Raw genomic sequence first — 17674 nt, forward strand, 5'->3', positions numbered from 1 at the left:
TCGCGACCCTCTGCAGCAATCTCTTCATCCAATTGTCGCAGAGCTGTCATGAACTCGCTGATAAAGCGAGACCGGGACGCCCGGGAGATCGGGCGCGTCTACCGTCTCAATGGGGAGAATTGCCATGGACAAATATCTCGGCCTTGCCGAAGAAACCGAATTCAAGACGCTGACGGAGCGCAGGGAAGAACTGGAAGACGTCGGTCATAACTGTTCCACCAACCCGACCATGGGCGACATCATCAATCGCCGCTTCTCGCGCCGGTCGTTCATCGGCGGCTCTCTGGCCGTGGCTGCCATATCCACAACGGTCAGCCCCCTCGCCCTGCTGACGGCTGACGAAGCGCGGGCAAACGGCGAAGCGTCGCGATTCGCCTTCAAGGAGATCGAAGCCGGTGTCGACGAGACCCATCATGTTGCCGAGGGTTACGACGCCGACATCCTGCTGCGCTGGGGCGACAAGGTCTTTGCCGACAGCCCGGAATTCGACCCGCTGAACCAGACAGCCGAAGCCCAGAGCCGGCAGTTCGGCTACAACAACGACTATGTCGGCTTCATTCCGCTCGAAGGCAATCCGGACCACGGCCTGCTGGTCGTCAACCACGAATACACCAATGCCGAGATCATGTTCCCGAACTTCGCCCGCGTCGAAAAGGTGACGGAGGACGGCAAGGAGGAGGACAAGGTCGTGCTCGGCGAGTACACCAAGGACCTCGTCGATATCGAAATGGCCGCCCATGGCGGCACCGTCATCGAAATCCGCAAGGTCGACGGGAAATGGCAGCCGGTCCTCGACGGCAAGTACAACCGCCGCATCACGGCCACGACCGAGATGCAGCTTTCCGGCCCTGTTGCCGGCCACGAGCGGGTCAAGACCCCATCGGATCCGACCGGAAGGAAGGTCTTCGGCACCATCAACAATTGCGCCGGCGGCGTCACCGCCTGGGGCACCTACATGATGGCCGAGGAAAATTTCAACGGCTATTTCGGCGGCGAACTCGCCGAGGATCATCCGGAATTCAAGCAGATGAAGCGTGTCGGCGCGCCGGGCGGGCAGTATGAATGGTCGAAATTCTACGACCGCTTCGACGTATCCAAGGAGCCGAACGAAGCCAACCGCTTCGGCTGGGTGGTCGAGGTCGACCCGCTGGACCCCACCTCCGTCCCGAAGAAGCGCACCGCGATCGGACGCTTCAAGCACGAGGGCTGCGAGTCGATCGTCAACAGGGATGGCCGCGTCGTCCTCTACAGCGGCGACGACGAACGCTACGATTATGTCTACAAGTTCGTGACGAAAGGCACTTACAACCCGGACGACCGAGCGGCGAACATGGATCTCTTCGACGAAGGCACGCTCTACGTGGCGAAGTTCGACGAGGACGGCACGGTCACCTGGATGCCTCTCGTCCACGGCGAAGGGCCGCTGACGGCCGAGAACGGCTTCGCCTCCCAGGCCGACGTGCTGATCGACACCCGTTTTGCCGCCGATGCGCTCGGCGCGACCAAGATGGACCGGCCGGAAGACGTTCAGCCCAATCCGAAGACCGGCAAGGTCTATGTGATGCTGACCAACAACACGAAGCGCAAGGAGGACGAGATCGACGCCGCCAATCCGCGCGCCAAGAACGCCTTCGGCCACATCGTCGAAATTTCGGAAACCGACGGCGATTTCGCCTCGACGAAATCCCGCTGGGACGTCCTCCTGAAGTGCGGCGATCCGAGCGTCGCCGAGGTCGGTGCCTCCTTCTCCACCGCCACAACCAGGAACGGCTGGTTCGGCATGCCGGACAATTGCGCCATCGACGCCGATGGCCGTCTCTGGGTCTCGACCGATGGCAACAACGAAAAGGACACGGGGCGCACGGACGGCGTCTGGGCCGTGGAGACGGAAGGCGAAGACCGCGGCACCTCGAAGCTGTTCTTCCGGGTGCCGGTCGGTGCCGAAATGTGCGGCCCGAGCTTCAACCCGACGAGCGACACCTTCTTCCTCGCGGTTCAGCACCCGGGCGATGCCGGTCTCGCAACCTACGAGAAGCCGGCGACGCGCTGGCCGGATTTCCGCGACGACATGCCGGTGCGCCCGGCCGTCGTCGCCGTCACCAAGCAGGGTGGCGGCAAGATCGGCTGAAGCGTTTCGGAGCGCCACACCCTCTGCGACCTCCCATCCCTGTGCCCGTCACAGGGATGGGAGAAAAAGGCATCCGCCACCCGTCGCCACCGCGGTCGCCTTCTCAAAAACGCTCAAGCCTCCGACGATGCGGCCTTCAGCGCCTTCAGCGTCGCATGGACGAACCCGTCCCGCGCCGACGCGGCGTCGACGCCCCGCGGCTCGTAAACATGGCGGTTGAGGAAATAGGCGGTAAGGCGGAAGGCGGCGGCAAGGCTTTCGTGATCGGCAGCTCTGCTTCCTCCCGATAGGAAGTCCGGGAGGGCGAGCATGCGGTCGGCGTAAGGGGCACCCGCTTCGCGGCAGATCGCGCGGCCCGATTTCGGCGATACGAAGACAAGGTCGCTTTGCGCACCCGTCGCCCCACATTGAGAAAGATCCAGGCCGAAGCCGAGATCGTTCAGCACCGCGAGTTCGAAGCGCACGAACAATTCGCCGGCATCTGCCGGGTCCTGGAGGTGATCGACGATGACGGCGAGCGCCTCGTAGAGATGGGGATGCGGGTCGCGCTCCGGCAGGAGCCGCAAGAGTGCGCCGATCGCCTGAATTCCGTAGACGGAAGTCGCCGTCTCGATCAGCCTCGCCGCGCGCAATTGCAGCGGCTCGACGCGGAATTCGCCGAGATGCTCGTCCAGCCTCGCCCGCCAGCTCACCTCCACGGAATTGCCCGGCTGCAGCACCGGCTGCATCGCACGCGAGCGGCCCGAGCGCACGAGCCCGAGATGCCGCCCGTGCCCGGGCGTCATCACCTCCGCGATGACAGAGCTCTCGCCATGCCGCCGGATGCCGAGAATTATGGCTTCATCGCTCCATTGCATGAAAAAGGCATACACCCGCCGCCGAAACCGGAGCAAGCGAAGAAACGCGCCCGGTTTCGAGCCTTGTCCGGTGCGGCGGAAACAAACTGTAGCCTTTCCGCTACACTTGCCGTGCGCCGCAAATCTATTGTCGTTTTTGCCGCATTGCGACGCCTTTCAATGCGGGTTGCGAGGTCTTAGACGTGCCTCCTCAAGAATGAAAGTCAGCAGGAACAATTCGACTATGTGTGTGTCCGGGAATCGCGCCAGCCGTCTGATGCAGCTTTGCGCCGCTTTGGCCCTCTCCGCCGCGCTGGCGGGTTGCGTGAGCAGCAACCAGCCGGTCCGGCCGAAAGGGCCGGATCCCTATTTCGTGGCAATGTATGGGGCGAAGCCGGATGAGACGTTTCCGCTTCCGGCCACCGACATCAGCAAGGTCGAACCGCGTTTTCTGCGGCAACAGGTGCCTTACGTCACGCATGAGCCGCCGGGTACTGTCGTGATCGACACGGAAAACCGCTTTCTCTATCTCGTGCAGGGCGGAGGCATGGCGCTTCGTTACGGCATCGGCGTCGGCAAGGCCGGGCTGGAATTCGAGGGCGAGGCGCGCGTCGGCCGCAAGGCGGAATGGCCGCGCTGGACGCCGACATCCGACATGGTCGCGCGCGAACCCGAGCGCTACGGACCGCTCGCGGGAGGCATGGACCCCGGCCTGCGCAATCCGCTCGGACCGCGCGCGCTCTATCTCTACCAGGGAAACCGCGACACGCTGTTCCGCATCCACGGCACCACGGAGGCCTGGTCGATCGGCAAGGCGGTCTCGAGCGGCTGCATCCGCCTGTTCAACCCGGATATCATCGACCTTTACAGCCGCGTGCCGGAAGGCTCGCGCGTCGTCGTGCTCCAGGCGGAACCGCCGATGAGCCAGCCGATGGATGCACCGATGTCGACCGCCGCCGACGGCAGCGGGTCGCTTTCCTTCTAGAGCACTTCCAGGAAAAGTGAGTAAACGGTTTTCCGCCCGGAAGCGCGTTGGATCAAACGCTTAGAGCATTTCAGTGTTTCCATGAAACACGTTGAAATGCTCTCACTCGCTTACCAGGCATCCGGCTCGCGCACGAGGTGCACGATATTGGCGGGGTTCATGATCCATCCGCCGCGGAAGCCCTCGCCCAGTTCCTCGACCTGGTCGCAGCGCACGACCTTGTGCGCTGCGAGACGATCGAGGGCTGCCTCGTGATCTTCGGTAAAGAGTTCCAGCCATATTTCCGCCTGGCTGTAATGCGGCGCTTCGTCTATCCACAAACGATTGGGGCCGAGAACGAAGCCTTTCGCCGGTGCCTTTTCGTCGAAAGGCGCGAGACCGACGACGTCGCGGTAGAAGGCGATCACCGCTTGGTATTGATGGCTCGGAACTTTCATGGCGATGTTGATACCGCCCTTGATTTCGGTGGACATCGCCCCCTCCTACAGTTGCGGCTCGAGTGCCGGCTTGCCGGAGAGTTCGCTCACATAATAGCCCTCCCGCAAATTGATGCCATATTCGACCCAGGCCTTCATGCAGGCGAGCATCTGCGACCAGCCCTCGCAATTGAGATAGGAGCTCTTCTGCCCCTGTTCGTTTTCCCGCCAGCCGCTCTCGGCGATCGTCACCATGGTGGCGCCGTCGTCGAGCGACTGAAAGCGCATTTCAACCCGCGTCTGGTAGGGAGACTCGCCCTCACCGGTCATGGCATCCCAGCAAAAGACGATCCGCTCGTTAGGCTCCACTGCCTCGACCTTGATGGGAACCTCGCCCCACCACGTCACGGTGGTGCCGGCAACCAGCGGTCCGCTGATGCCGCCGAGCGTTACGAAATAGCGGCTGAGCTGATCCGGGTTTACCACCGCGTCGAAGACCTGCTCGACGGGACGGGCAATACGTCCATTCACACGAAATTCGAATGCCATGACGTCCTCCTCACGATTGTATCGGTGGATAATATGTTATAAAAACATAACATGTCAAACGATTCGAAAGACGATGCGGTTTTCAAAGCGCTGGCGAACGGCCTGCGGCGACGGATGCTCGACGCGCTGAAGGAGAAACCGCAAACGACGGGCATGCTCTGCGAGCTCTTCCCGAACCTGGATCGCTGCACGGTGATGCAGCACCTGAAGGTTCTGGAGGAGGCCGATCTCGTTCTCGCCAGGCGCGAGGGCCGCGAGCGGTGGAACCACCTGAACGCCTTGCCCATCCGTGCCATTCACGATCGTTGGATCAGTCAGTATGCCGGCCACGCAATGTCCGTTCTGACAGCCCTCCAACGTGAGCTCGACCAGCCCCGCGAGTGACGGAATTGACTTTTCATCGGCCGGCTTTCTGCGTATGAACTGTGGAGTGGGGCAAACTGGGGGAAATCGTCATGCGTTACCTCATCACCGGCACTGCAGGATTCATCGGTTTTCATGTTGCAAAACGACTGATCGACGAGGGGCATTTCGTCGTCGGATTCGACGGCATGACGCCCTATTACGACGTGACGCTGAAAGAGCGCCGACACGCGATCCTTCAGCGCTCCAACGGCTTCAAGGCGGTGACGGCCATGCTCGAGGACAGGGCCGCGCTGGACCGCGCGGCGGAGCTTGCCGAGCCGGAAGTCATCATCCACCTCGCCGCCCAGGCAGGCGTCCGCTACAGCCTCGAAAACCCGAAAGCCTATGTGGACGCAAATCTCGTCGGGTCGTGGAACATGCTCGAGCTCGCCAAGGCGATCGCACCGAAGCACCTGATGCTCGCCTCCACCTCTTCGATCTACGGCGCCAACGAGAAGATCCCGTTTGCCGAAGCGGACCGGGCCGACGAACCCATGACGCTCTATGCCGCGACGAAGAAGTCGATGGAGTTGATGGCGCACAGCTATGCGCATCTCTACAAGGTGCCGACCACCGCCTTCCGCTTCTTCACCGTTTACGGCCCCTGGGGGCGGCCGGACATGGCGCTCTTCAAATTCGTCGACGCCATAGACAACGGCCGGCCGATCGACATTTATGGCGAGGGCCGGATGAGCCGGGACTTCACCTATATCGACGATCTCGTCGAAAGCATCGTCCGGCTGTCGCATATTGCGCCTTCGGAGGAGAACCGGGTGGCACCGGAAAAGGCCACGGACACGCTTTCGCGCCATGCGCCGTTTCGCGTCGTCAATACCGGCGGTGGCCAGCCGGTAGAATTGATGACCTTCGTCGAAACGGTCGAGAAGGCTGTGGGGCGTCCGGCGATCCGCAACATGCTGCCGATGCAGCAGGGCGACGTACCGCGTACCTTCGCTTCGCCGGACCTGCTCGAAGCCCTGACCGGATTCAAGCCATCCGTTTCGGTCGAGGAAGGCGTTGCGCGCTTCGTCGAGTGGTATGAACAGAATTATCGCCGTGCGCCCACGACCGTCTGATGGTAAAACAAACGATATTTGTGCGAAGCGCATGCTTCCGCACGCAATTGCAATTTGGTTTTTCTTTACTTTTTTCTCGATGACATCCTTTTATTAGATAAAACTTAATTGATCAGCGTTCTCAAGAACAATCAAAGGAAAAGCGGATGAAAATCACGATGATCGGTGCCGGCTATGTCGGCCTTGTTTCCGGTGTTTGCTTTGCGGATTTCGGCCATGACGTCGTCTGCGTCGACAAGGACGAAGGCAAGATCTCGGCGCTGAAGAAGGGTCAGATTCCCATCTTCGAACCCGGGCTGGACCATCTCGTCGCCAGCAACGTCGCGTCCGGGCGCCTGAACTTCACCGATGATCTCAAGACCGCCGTGGCCGCCAGCGACGTCGTTTTCATTGCCGTCGGAACGCCGTCGCGGCGCGGTGACGGACATGCGGATCTTTCCTATGTTTACGCAGCTGCACGCGAAATCGCTGCCAACCTTCAGGGCTTTACCGTCGTGGTGACCAAGTCCACGGTTCCGGTCGGTACCGGAGACGAGGTCGAGCGCATCATCCGCGAAACCAACCCTGCGGCTGACGTCACCGTCGTCTCCAACCCGGAATTCCTGCGGGAAGGCGCCGCGATCGAGGATTTCAAACGGCCCGACAGGATCGTGATCGGGGTCGACGGCAGTGACGGTCGCGCGCGAGAGGTAATGACGGAGGTCTATCGGCCGCTCTATCTCAATCAGTCGCCGCTCGTATTCACGACACGCCGCACGTCGGAACTGATCAAATATGCCGGCAACGCCTTCCTGGCGATGAAGATTACCTTCATCAACGAGATTGCCGATCTCTGCGAGAAAGTCGGTGCCAATGTGCAGGACGTCGCCCGCGGCATCGGGCTGGACGGCCGCATCGGGTCGAAGTTCCTGCATGCCGGGCCGGGATATGGCGGCTCCTGCTTCCCCAAGGACACATTGGCGCTGGTTAAAACCGCGCAGGACCACGACACCCCCGTGCGGCTCGTCGAAACCACGGTCGCCGTCAACGACAACCGCAAGCGGGCGATGGGACGCAAGGTGATCGCGGCGGCCGGCGGCGATATCCGCGGCTCCAAGATTGCAGTCCTCGGCCTGACCTTCAAGCCGAATACCGACGACATGCGCGACAGCCCTGCGATCGCGGTCGTTCAGGCGTTGCAGGACGCAGGCGCCCGCGTCACCGGCTACGACCCGGAAGGAATGGAAAACGCGCGCAAGCTGATAGAGGGCCTGGACTGCGCGAGCGATCCCTATGAAGCGGCGGCCGAGGCGGATGCTCTGGTGATTATCACGGAATGGAACGAATTCCGGGCGCTGGATTTCGACCGTTTGAAATCCGCGATGAAGACGCCCCTGCTCGTCGATCTGCGCAATATCTATCGCAAGGACGAGGTCGCAAGGCACGGCTTCCGCTATGCGAGCATCGGCAGGCCGGACTGACCGGCACCGCACCGTCGCATTCAATGGTAAGCGGAGGGAAGCTGCACGGGCTTCCCTCTGCGCGTCTTGCGCAGGAGGCTGGCGGTCAGGCCTTCGGGCCGACCTGGATGACCTGTTCCCAGCTTTTTCCGGCAAGGAAGACGCAGCTGCGGCCGGAAACATCGGTCACGATCAAAGTCCAACTGCCGCCGTCGGCCGCATAGAGTTCCATGACCGCTTGCGGATTGATCTGCCCGAACGCGGCCTGCTTTTCTTGATATTGTCGAGCCAGCAGCTCGATGACCTGCGAACGCTCAGCGCAATTCACAACGGCCTGTGAGTCTGCCGCATGGGGGTAGGCTGTCACTGCGGCCGTCAGAAGGACGGCAAGAGAAAGGCCGCGGACCACATTGCGTACCATGACGCACCTCCTTTAGCCGGGAAGCCCCGGCGGAAGAGGGTTTCCGCTGACCTGTTCCGCCGTATACCGGCATTCGATGGTCGACACCTTCACGAGACGGAGCAATGTCGCCATCTGAAAAGTGTGACGGAGGCGGGTTACATCTCAGTTGGCTAAATTATCGAACGCAACCTGAGCCATCACACGAGCATCGATGCTCGGGTAACGATCCTTCCATGCGGGCCGTTCCATCGAACGCTCTCATTTTTCTTCATCGCCGCCATCAGCGCCGCGCCGAACGCGCCCTGCGCCGGCTCCTGCGGTGTTTGCGACCGAGCCGTCCCGCCCCGGTTCCCGCCCTTCGGTGTCGCCCCCCTCGCCTCGCGGGGCGTATCGGCGCTACCTTCCTTGCGCATGGAGAGCGCGATGCGCTTGCGCGCGACGTCGACCTCCGTGACGCGGACCTGCACGACGTCACCCGCCTTGACGACCTCATGCGGATCCTTGACGAAGCGGTCGGCCAATTGCGAAACGTGGACGAGGCCGTCCTGGTGCACACCGATATCGACGAAGGCGCCGAACGCTGCGACATTGGTTACCGTGCCCTCGAGCCGCATCCCGACTTTCAGATCCTTGATGTCGTCCACGCCTTCCGCGAAGGTAGCCGTCTTGAAGCTCGGGCGCGGATCGCGACCCGGTTTCTCGAGTTCGGCCAGGATGTCCTTGACCGTCGGCAGGCCGAAGCGCTCGTCGACGAAAATGCGCGGATCGAGTTTTTTCAGCTCGGCGCTGTCTGCCATCAGCGAGCGCACGTCCCGCCCGCAGGCTGCAACGATCTTCTTGGCAACGCCATAGGCCTCCGGATGCACCGCAGACGCGTCGAGCGGCTCGGAACCGTTCGGTATCCGCAGAAAGCCGGCGCACTGCTCGAAGGTGCGGGCGCCGAGACGCGGCACTTTCAAAAGTTCCTGGCGGCTGGCGAAGGCCCCCATCGCATCGCGGTGCGCGACAATTGCCTCGGCCGAGGACTTGCCCAGTCCAGAGACACGCGCCAGGAGGGGCGCCGAGGCGGTGTTGAGATCGACCCCGACGGCGTTTACCGCATCCTCGACAACGGCGTCGAGCGAGCGGCTGAGCTTCGACTGATCGACGTCGTGCTGGTACTGGCCGACGCCGATCGATTTCGGTTCGATCTTGACGAGCTCGGCCAGCGGATCCTGCAGCCTGCGGGCGATCGAAACGGCGCCCCGCAGGCTAACGTCGAGGCCCGGAAACTCGGCAGCCGCCGTCTCCGAAGCGGAATAGACCGATGCACCCGCTTCGGACACGATCACCTTGGTAGGCTTCGGCGCCGGCATGGCAGCGAGCATGTCTGCGACGAGTTTCTCCGTCTCACGGCTACCGGTGCCGTTGCCGATCGCAATCAGTTCCACCTTATGCTTGCGCACGAGCGCCGCAAGCTCTGCCTGGGCCCCGCGAATGTCATTCTTCGGCGGAAAGGGATAGACCGTGGCGGTGTCGAGCAGCTTGCCTGTGCCGTCGACCACCGCGACCTTGACGCCGGTGCGGATCCCGGGATCGAGCCCCATGGTCGCGCGCGAGCCCGCGGGTGCGGCGAGCAGCAGGTCCTTGAGATTGCGTGCGAAGACGCGGATTGCCTCTTCTTCGGCCCGCTCGCGCAGCTCGCGCATCAGGTCCAGCGACAGCGAAAGCGAAAGCTTGACGCGCCATGTCCAACCGATGACCTCCAGCAGCCATCTGTCGCCGGGCAACCGATCGCCGACATTGTAGGCCGCCGCGATCATCCGCTCGGTCGGCCTTTGCGAAGGCGCGGCCTCCTGATCGACCACGATATCGACCGAGAGGACCTCTTCGTTCCAACCGCGCAGCATCGCCAATGCGCGGTGCCCGGCCACCGTCGCCCAGCGCTCGGAGTGGTCGAAATAGTCCGAGAATTTGGCGCCGGACTCCTGCTTGCCGTCCACGACCCGAGCGCGCAGGAAGGCTGCCTCCCGCATATAGTTCCGCAACCGCCCGAGAAGGTCGGCGTTCTCGGTCATGGCCTCGGCGATGATATCGCGGGCGCCGTCGAGTGCGGTCTTGACGTCCGGCACATCGGCGGTGAGGAAGGCGGCCGCGCGTTCGGCCGGCGCGATCGAGCGATCGGAAAGAATTGCTTCGGCCAGTGCACCCAGCCCACGTTCGCGTGCGATTTCCGCCTTGGTGCGGCGCTTCGGCTTATAGGGCAGGTAAATGTCTTCGAGTTCCGCCTTGGTAACCGCGCCGGCGATCTTGCCTTCGAGCTCGTCGGTCATCTTGCCCTGGCCGCGGATCGAATCGACAATCGACGCCCGTCGCGCTTCAAGCTCGCGCAGATAGGTAAGCCGCTCCGACAGGACGCGCAGTTGCGTGTCGTCGAGACCGCCGGTGACCTCCTTGCGATAGCGCGCGATGAAAGGCACCGTCGCTCCGCCGTCCAGCAATTCGACTGCCGCTGTGACCTGGGCGGCGGTCGCCTTGATTTCGCTGGCGATGATGGCGGCGATGGGCTTTGCGGTCGTGACCATTCTCTCGTTCCGTTTCCTGTTTCGGCCGGACCATACTGGCGCAGACCATCAAGGCCAAGTGAAGGCCGATGGCCGCCCGGGCGAACTCCACAGAAGATCAGGAGACGGTGCCGTCGTGGGGGCGGATGAGGAGGCTTTCGCCCGCCCCCTCAGACCGCGACGAGTTCCAGCCGTTCGCGGGTCTTTTCGAATTCCAGCAATTCGCGCTCCTTGATGGCGATGTAGTCGCGCGACACCGGCACCGTCGCGAGTGACGGCGAGAGCTGGAGCTGGAAGACAAAATGCTTGTCGTAGAGGAAGGCCGTTTCCGAGGCGGCGAGATAGAACTCCCACATACGGAAAAAGCGCTCGTCATAAAGCCTGACCGCCTCGTCCCGCTGCGCCAGGAAACGCTCGCGCCAGGCCCTGAGCGTCCAGGCGTAATGCAGCGGCAGAATCTCGATGTCCTTGACGAGCAGGCGGTTGCTCTCGACCCGTGGCAATACCTCCGACAGGGCGGGAATGTAGCCGCCGGGGAAGATATACTTTTCGATCCACGGGTTGGTCGCCCAGGGTTTGTAGATCTGACCGATCGAATGCAGCAGCATCACGCCGTCCGGCTTCAGCAGTTCTTTCATCTTGCGGAAGAAATTGCCGTAATTGCCGATGCCGACATGTTCGAACATGCCGACGGAGACGATGCGGTCGAATTGCCTTCCCTGCATGGTGCGATAGTCCTGCAGCTCGAAACGCACCCGGTCCGAAAGCCCGCGCCTTGCGGCGCGTTCGCGCGAGACCTTCAACTGCTCTTCGCTGAGCGTGATGCCCGTGACTTCCACACCCGACGACTCGGCGAGGTACATCGCCATGCCGCCCCAGCCGGAACCCACTTCCAGTACCTTCTGGCCGGGCTCGAGCAGCAGCTTTGCCGCTATGTGCCGCTTCTTGGCGCGTTGCGCCTCGTCGAGCGAGATGCCCGGCGGATGGAAATAGGCACAGGAATATTGCCAGTCCTCGTCAAGGAAGAGATTGAAGAGCTTGCCGTCCAGATCGTAATGGTGGGCGACGTTGTAGCGGTTGCGGTTTACCGGCAGCCGGCTCTTCATCTGCTGGCGAAAGATGTGTCCGAGCGCGACGATCGAATTGGTGAAGGTTGCCGCCTTGTCGAGATCATTGCTCTTGACGATGGCCAGCACGTCGAAAATATCGCCCTCCTCCACGAGAACGCGACCGTCCATGTACATTTCGCCGAATTTCAGCCCTGGATCGTGAAGAACGGCTTTTTCCGCTCCGGCATCAGCGAAACGGATGGCCGCCGGCTTGCCCGTACCATCGCCCAGAACCACCTTTTCACCCGACGAGAAAACGACCGTCAGCTTGCCTTTCTCGACAAGCCGGCGAAGTAGATTCAACAAACCCGCATTCATATCCTACCTCAGCTCAGACCTAAACGAACCATCGGTTCCTTCACAGGGGGAGCGGGTGAGCGGCTGGTCGGCTTCAGGGCAGACATGCGGCAGCTTGGAAGCAGGCGGCCACATCCGGAAGCGGCGAGAAACCGGCTCGAGCGCGACCTCACGGTTTCCGGCGAGTCCTCGCGAAACAAGGCAAGGACCAGCTGCGGGAATTCGTCAGGCCAGCCCATCGGGCTCCTATCCATCAGAACTTCCATTAACTTAGCTGTGTTCGGCGGTTATTCAATGGGGCTTTTTTGTGGCCCCTCAAAGATTTGTTTGCTTAGCAAATTCGAAAGCACTGGGACAAGACCGTCAGCGGGCGCAAACCGGTGCATCGAGGCTATTGCTCTCGTCCCTTCGAAACGAGCTCTCCTCGGATGTTGCGGGGCCGCTTCCGGGCGCCTACCTGCGCTTAGTGGTGGCCGACCGGTCACGGACCCGATAACAGAGTGGTGCCGGTCCTTGTAACACTCGTACACCAACCGGTAACATCGTCACGCCACATTGTCGCGGCAAGCCCGTCGCGAGAGGAGGATACACGATGAAGAAGATCGCCGTGGTTGCGCTCGTCGTCGTCGCCATCGTCTGGCTTCTCAACACGTCGCTTCTGGCGCCGCCTCCCTCCGGCAATGCAAAGATCCTCGCTCATCGCGGCATCCACCAGGTTTTTTCCTCGGAAGGTCTCGACAACGACACCTGTACCGCCGAGCGCATCGAAAAGCCGCGCCACAGCTATCTCGAAAACACGATTGCCTCGATGCGCGCGGCGATGGAGAGCGGCGCCGACGTCGTCGAACTCGACGTCCACCTGACACCGGATCGCCAATTTGCCGTGTTTCACGACTGGACGCTCGACTGCCGGACGAATGGGAGCGGCGTCACCCAGGACACTCCGATGTCCGAGCTGAAGACACTGGACATCGGCTACGGCTATACGGCCGACGGCGGCAAGTCCTTCCCCTTCCGCGGCCAGGGGGCTGGCCAGATGCCGACGCTGACGGAGGTTTTCAAGGCCCTGCCCGAGGGCCGCTTCCTTATCAATTTCAAGAGCGAGCGGCGGGAGGAAGGAGCGACCCTCGCGGTCCTCCTCCGGTTCCACCCGGAATGGCGCAAACAGGTGTTCGGCGTCTATGGCGGCACCGCTCCGACGCAGGAAACGCTCCGGCTGGTTCCGGGGCTCAGAGGCTATGATCGACAATCCACGATCGCCTGTCTTGGCCGCTATGCCGCCTATGGCTGGACCGGCATCGTACCGGACGCCTGTCGCGATACGCTGATCATCGTGCCGAGTAATTATGCAAGTTTTCTGTGGGGCTGGCCCGACCGGTTCGCGGCCCGCATGCAGGCCGCCGGCAGCGAAATCATCCTGCTTGGCCCTTACAGCGGAGGCGATTTCACCTCCGGCATCGACAGCACCGATGATCTCGCTTTCGTTCCCGAGCGCTTCTCCGGCTACGTCTGGACCAACAGGGCCGAAACAATCGCTCCCCTTCTCGGAAAGCGCCCCGGCGCAGCGACCGACCAGGCCAATCGACAGTAGCCGAAGCGCGCAACCTTCGTCGTGCAAGGGTCAACAGATGTCGACATATGGATTCTCGCGGCCGCCGCCTTTGCTGCTCTCGCTGCATTTTCGGCCGTTGGATGCGCATGATCACGGTTCCGCATCAGTCATCCATCGCCAAGGCGTTCCAGGAAGAGCTGGTGGATCGGCTGCGGAGCTCGAACGCCGCATGACGTTGAAGAGCGTCTGACGTCCTTCCCGCTATTTCGGAAAGTCGAGCCCCATTTCGCGGAAGCGTTCCGGATCGTCGCCCCAGTTTTCGCGCACCTTGACGAACAGGAAGAGGTGCACCGGCTGCTCGAGAATTTCGGAGATTTCCTTGCGCGCGGCGGTCGAGATCGCTTTGATCGCCTCGCCGCCCTTGCCGAGGGCGATCTTTTTCTGGCTGTCCCGTTCCACGTAGATCACCTGTTCGATGCGCACGGAACCGTCCTTGCGCTCCTCCCATTTCTCCGTTTCCACGTGAGATGCATAGGGAAGCTCCTGATGCAGACGAAGGAAGAGCTTCTCGCGGGTGATCTCGGCGGCGAGCTGGCGCATCGGCAGATCGGAGATCTGATCCTCGGGATAGTACCACGGGCCTTTCGGCAGCGTCTCGGCGAGATAATCCATCACGTCTTCGCAGCCGGAACCCGTCAGCGCGGAGATCATGAAAGTGCGCTCGAATGCGACCACTTCGTTCGCAGCGGCCGCAAGCTTCAGCAAATCCTCGCGGCGAACCTGATCGACCTTGTTGAGGACGAGAACCTTCGGCTGATGTACCTCCTTCAGGCCCTCGAGGATCGCCTCCGCGTCACCCTTGATCCCGCGCTCGCTGTCGATCAGCAGCATGATCAGATCGGCGTCCTTGGCTCCGCCCCAGGCCGTGGTGACCATGGCGCGGTCGAGCCGACGCCGCGGCTTGAAGATGCCGGGCGTGTCCATGAAGACGATCTGCGCGCTGCCGTGGATCGCAATGCCGCGGATGATCGCCCGCGTCGTCTGCACCTTGTGGCTGACGATCGACACTTTCGCGCCGACAAGGCGATTGACCAATGTCGACTTGCCGGCATTCGTCGCCCCGATCAGCGCCACGAAGCCCGAGCGCGTCGGCACTGCGCCGGCGGCCGTATCCTTTTGAGTATCCGTCATGATATCCGTCAATTTCCGGCAGAGCGCTTCTGCCACACACCTTCGCGTTCCAGCAATTTCATCGCGGCGACCTGCTCGGCCCCGCGCTTGGAACGATCGACCCCCGTCTCCGGCGCGATCCCGTCGACCTCCACCGTCACGGTAAAGCGCGGATCGTGATCAGGCCCGGAACGGTCGTCCGTCCTGTATTTCGGTGCGACGCCGAATCTGGCATGCGCCCATTCCTGCAGTTCCGTCTTGGCGTCCCGCCTGGCGCCGTCTGCGCTTGCGGCCCGATGCGTCCAATGCTCGAGCACGAAACGTCGCGCCGCGTCGAGGCCGCCATCAAGATAGATCGCGGCGATCAGCGACTCTACCACATCGGCGCGCACATTCATCATGTGCTTGCCCGTGATTTTCTTCACATCCGAGCCGGTGCGGATGAATTCGTGCAGCGAGAGCTCATCCGCCACCTTCGCGCAGCTCTCCGCGCTGACGAGCTGGTTCAGACGCACCGAGAGCTCGCCTTCGTTGGCATCGGTGAAGGTCTGGAACAGGAGTTCCGCGACGCAGAGCCCAAGCACCCGGTCACCCAGGAATTCGAGCCGCTGATAGTTGATCGCGCGGCCGCTGCGAGCGCTCGAATGCGTCAGCGCCCGGTCGAGACGTTCCTTCTCGGCGAACCGGTAACCGATCGCGGCCTCGAGCCGCGCCCGGTCCTCCCCGTTCAACGAGCGGCCCTTCATCAGTGGACGACCTTGAATAAACGATCGTAACGCAGGTTCGCCGGCCATTTCCAGATCTGCCGGAACGAGGTGTCGTTGCCGAGCGAGAAGAAGATCAGGCTGGCGCGGCCGACAAGGTTTTCAGCCGGCACGAAGCCGACGTCGAAACGGCTGTCGGCGGAGTTGTCCCGGTTGTCGCCCATCATGAAATAATGACCTGCGGGGACGATGAATTCACGGGTGTTGTCGCCGCGCGAATCGGGGAACTGGTCGAGCGTGTCGTAAGTCATGCCGTTGTCCATCGTCTCGCGATAGACAGGAACATCGCCGCCCGTGTCGTACTGATCGTCAGCGCGGAACGTGCCGTCCGGCACCCGTTCGACCGGCTTGTCGTTGACGTAGAGAATGCTGTTCCTGACCTGGATGCGGTCGCCCGGCAGGCCTACAAGGCGCTTGATATAGTCGATATCGGGATTGGGCGGGAACCGGAAGACCACGATGTCGCCCCGCTCCGGTTCGCTCGCAAAAATCCTGCCGCTGAAAAGATCCGGCGAAAAGGGCAGCGAGTATTTCGAATAGCCGTAGGCGAACTTGTTGACGAAGATATAGTCGCCGACAAGGAGCGTCGGCATCATCGAGCCGGAAGGGATCGTAAAGGGCTGAAAGAAGACGGTGCGGATGACCACGGCGAGGAGCAGCGCCTGGATGATGACCTTGACGTTCTCCCAGAGACCGCTCTGCTTCGCTTCTGTCTTTTCTGCCACGCTCAGTCTTCCTTGTCATCCTGCCCGGGGGCACCGGGCCTAACGCTTCAACGTTCGTCTGCGCCCGAACTCAAGCGCACGCCGCCCCGCAACTCGATGCTATATGTCGCGGGAATGCCGTGCTTCAAGCGACCGCGGGCCGGTCTTCGGCAAGTGCTCTAAACCGTTCCCTCGGCGGGGGCAACCGGGAGCGCCTCGATAATCACGAAAGCTTGAGCAAGCGGGAAGTCGTCGGTGATGGTCAGATGGATTGCGGCGCGGTGGCCGACCGGCAGCAATTCCTGAAGGCGCGCGGCCGCGCCACCGGTCAGCTGCATCGTCGGCTTCCCGCCAGGCAGGTTCACGACGCCCATATCTTTCCAGAACACGCCTTGAGCCAGGCCGGTGCCCAGTGCCTTGGAACAGGCCTCCTTTGCGGCGAAACGCTTGGCATAGGAGGCCGCACGATTTTTGCGGCCCTCGGATTTGGCGATCTCGATATCGGTGAAGCACCGATTGACGAAACGCTCGCCGAAGCGTTGGAGCGAGTTTTCGATGCGCCTGATATCGATCAGATCGCTGCCGATGCCGATGATCATGTCGGATGTCCAAATTTGTGCGCGCGGGCCTGCCGGCGCCGCTTCTGGAAGAGGCGGGCCGTCTGAAAGGCAAACGGGTAGAATATCAAGGCGCCCGCCGCTGAAAGAGGGAGCGAGCCAATGAGCATCGGCTTGAAGACCGGGCCCCACAGGCTTGCAAAATCGAGATGTTCGATCATCCGCATGATCTCTTGGCCGCCGATCACCTGAGCGGCTTGCGGCTGCGTGAGCATCGTGCCGACCTCGTAGGAAGCCGTCAGGATGACCGGTATCGTGATGGGATTGGCGAGCAGCGTCGTGATCGCGGCTGCGATGAGATTCCCGGAAAACGCCGACGCCAGAAGGACGGCGAGAACGATATGCAGGCCGAAGAACGGCGTCAATGACGACGCAGCACCCGCCGCCACCCCGACGGCGATCGAGTGCGGAGACGAGTTCAGCCGGAGAATTCGAAGGGCAATGTAGCGCGGAGCGCGCGTCAGCCCCTTGCGCGGCCAGAAGAAAGCGCGAAGCCTCTCGGATAGTGTGACCGGTTTTCTGCGCCTGAATAACATTATGCCGTCATGATCGCATTCGAAACCGCCGCCGGCGCAAGACGGACCGCCCGCCTTACGATGGGCGCAAGATAGGCGCCGCACACGCCGTGTGCAAGCTGCTGCATGTTTCCTTCAATCCTTGAAGACTGAGGCGTGCGGCAGA

16 protein-coding genes and 1 pseudogene are annotated in these 17674 nt (G+C 62.0%); 6 read left to right on the top strand and 11 right to left on the bottom strand.

Annotated features, from left to right (window positions below; translation table 11 throughout):
- The first annotated feature begins 124 nt into the window (after window positions 1-124).
- Window positions 125-2128: a PhoX family protein gene (locus tag N0Q91_RS12490; RefSeq protein ID WP_275596544.1), complete on the top strand. Its 2004-nt coding sequence runs from the start codon at window positions 125-127 to the stop codon at window positions 2126-2128.
- 113 nt (window positions 2129-2241) lie between these two features.
- Here N0Q91_RS12490 and recO read toward each other — a convergent pair whose 3' ends face one another.
- Window positions 2242-2985 carry a DNA repair protein RecO gene (gene recO, locus N0Q91_RS12495; RefSeq protein WP_100672265.1) on the bottom strand — a complete coding sequence of 248 codons (744 nt, stop codon included), beginning with the start codon at window positions 2983-2985 and terminating at the stop codon, window positions 2242-2244.
- 223 nt (window positions 2986-3208) lie between these two features.
- Here recO and N0Q91_RS12500 point away from each other — a divergent pair, with 223 nt between their 5' ends.
- Window positions 3209-3949 carry a L,D-transpeptidase gene (locus tag N0Q91_RS12500; RefSeq protein WP_275596545.1) on the top strand — a complete coding sequence of 247 codons (741 nt, stop codon included), beginning with the start codon at window positions 3209-3211 and terminating at the stop codon, window positions 3947-3949.
- A 110-nt stretch (window positions 3950-4059) separates the two neighbouring features.
- Here the strand turns inward: N0Q91_RS12500 and N0Q91_RS12505 are convergent, their stop codons facing one another.
- Window positions 4060-4422, bottom strand: coding sequence for a hypothetical protein (locus N0Q91_RS12505; RefSeq protein WP_275596546.1), 363 nt, complete (start codon window positions 4420-4422; stop codon window positions 4060-4062).
- A gap of 9 nt (window positions 4423-4431) precedes the next feature.
- Window positions 4432-4914 (bottom strand): SRPBCC domain-containing protein, encoded by a 483-nt coding sequence (locus N0Q91_RS12510; RefSeq protein ID WP_018094610.1) that lies wholly within the window; start codon window positions 4912-4914, stop codon window positions 4432-4434.
- Between the two features lie 51 nt (window positions 4915-4965).
- Here N0Q91_RS12510 and N0Q91_RS12515 point away from each other — a divergent pair, with 51 nt between their 5' ends.
- From N0Q91_RS12515 to rkpK, 3 genes are all read left to right on the top strand, one after another.
- Window positions 4966-5298, top strand: coding sequence for an ArsR/SmtB family transcription factor (locus N0Q91_RS12515; RefSeq protein ID WP_275596547.1), 333 nt, complete (start codon window positions 4966-4968; stop codon window positions 5296-5298).
- Between the two features lie 71 nt (window positions 5299-5369).
- Window positions 5370-6395 carry an NAD-dependent epimerase gene (locus tag N0Q91_RS12520; protein ID WP_275596548.1) on the top strand — a complete coding sequence of 342 codons (1026 nt, stop codon included), beginning with the start codon at window positions 5370-5372 and terminating at the stop codon, window positions 6393-6395.
- 146 nt (window positions 6396-6541) lie between these two features.
- The gene (gene rkpK / locus N0Q91_RS12525; RefSeq protein WP_018094607.1) at window positions 6542-7855 is read left to right on the top strand and encodes a UDP-glucose 6-dehydrogenase; all 1314 of its coding nucleotides are present in this window, start codon (window positions 6542-6544) and stop codon (window positions 7853-7855) included.
- A gap of 85 nt (window positions 7856-7940) precedes the next feature.
- Here the strand turns inward: rkpK and N0Q91_RS12530 are convergent, their stop codons facing one another.
- The 3 genes and pseudogenes from N0Q91_RS12530 to cfa2 all read right to left on the bottom strand — a co-directional run bounded on the left by N0Q91_RS12530 (window position 7941) and on the right by cfa2 (window position 12207).
- Window positions 7941-8255, bottom strand: coding sequence for a hypothetical protein (locus N0Q91_RS12530; protein WP_100672057.1), 315 nt, complete (start codon window positions 8253-8255; stop codon window positions 7941-7943).
- Between the two features lie 379 nt (window positions 8256-8634).
- A pseudogene (locus N0Q91_RS12535) lies at window positions 8635-10801 on the bottom strand (Tex family protein); the annotation flags it as partial.
- 149 nt (window positions 10802-10950) lie between these two features.
- Window positions 10951-12207: a cyclopropane-fatty-acyl-phospholipid synthase gene (gene cfa2, locus N0Q91_RS12540; protein ID WP_275596549.1), complete on the bottom strand. Its 1257-nt coding sequence runs from the start codon at window positions 12205-12207 to the stop codon at window positions 10951-10953.
- A 571-nt stretch (window positions 12208-12778) separates the two neighbouring features.
- Here cfa2 and N0Q91_RS12545 point away from each other — a divergent pair.
- A complete protein-coding gene (locus N0Q91_RS12545) occupies window positions 12779-13777 on the top strand; it encodes a glycerophosphodiester phosphodiesterase family protein (protein WP_275596550.1) in 999 nt (332 codons plus the stop codon).
- Window positions 13778-13999: 222 nt separating this feature from the next.
- Here N0Q91_RS12545 and era read toward each other — a convergent pair whose 3' ends face one another.
- From era to N0Q91_RS12570, 5 genes are all read right to left on the bottom strand, one after another.
- A complete protein-coding gene (gene era / locus N0Q91_RS12550) occupies window positions 14000-14929 on the bottom strand; it encodes a GTPase Era (protein ID WP_275596551.1) in 930 nt (309 codons plus the stop codon).
- 8 nt (window positions 14930-14937) lie between these two features.
- Entirely contained in the window at window positions 14938-15654 is a 717-nt protein-coding gene (rnc, locus tag N0Q91_RS12555) for a ribonuclease III (RefSeq protein ID WP_018094599.1), read from the bottom strand.
- Complete coding sequence (lepB, locus tag N0Q91_RS12560; RefSeq protein ID WP_275596552.1) at window positions 15654-16397, bottom strand: signal peptidase I; 744 nt, start codon at window positions 16395-16397, stop codon at window positions 15654-15656. Before lepB ends, rnc begins: the two co-directional genes overlap by 1 nt.
- Window positions 16398-16555: 158 nt before the next feature.
- Entirely contained in the window at window positions 16556-16975 is a 420-nt protein-coding gene (acpS, locus tag N0Q91_RS12565) for a holo-ACP synthase (RefSeq protein WP_018094597.1), read from the bottom strand.
- On the bottom strand, window positions 16972-17529 hold the full coding sequence (locus tag N0Q91_RS12570) for a DUF2062 domain-containing protein (RefSeq protein WP_275596553.1): 558 nt from the start codon (window positions 17527-17529) through the stop codon (window positions 16972-16974). The genes acpS and N0Q91_RS12570 overlap by 4 nt, the downstream gene beginning before the upstream one ends.
- Window positions 17530-17674: the final 145 nt, after the last annotated feature.

The sequence above is a fragment of the Sinorhizobium prairiense genome, from assembly GCF_029201645.2.
Classification (GTDB): domain Bacteria; phylum Pseudomonadota; class Alphaproteobacteria; order Rhizobiales; family Rhizobiaceae; genus Sinorhizobium; species Sinorhizobium meliloti_A.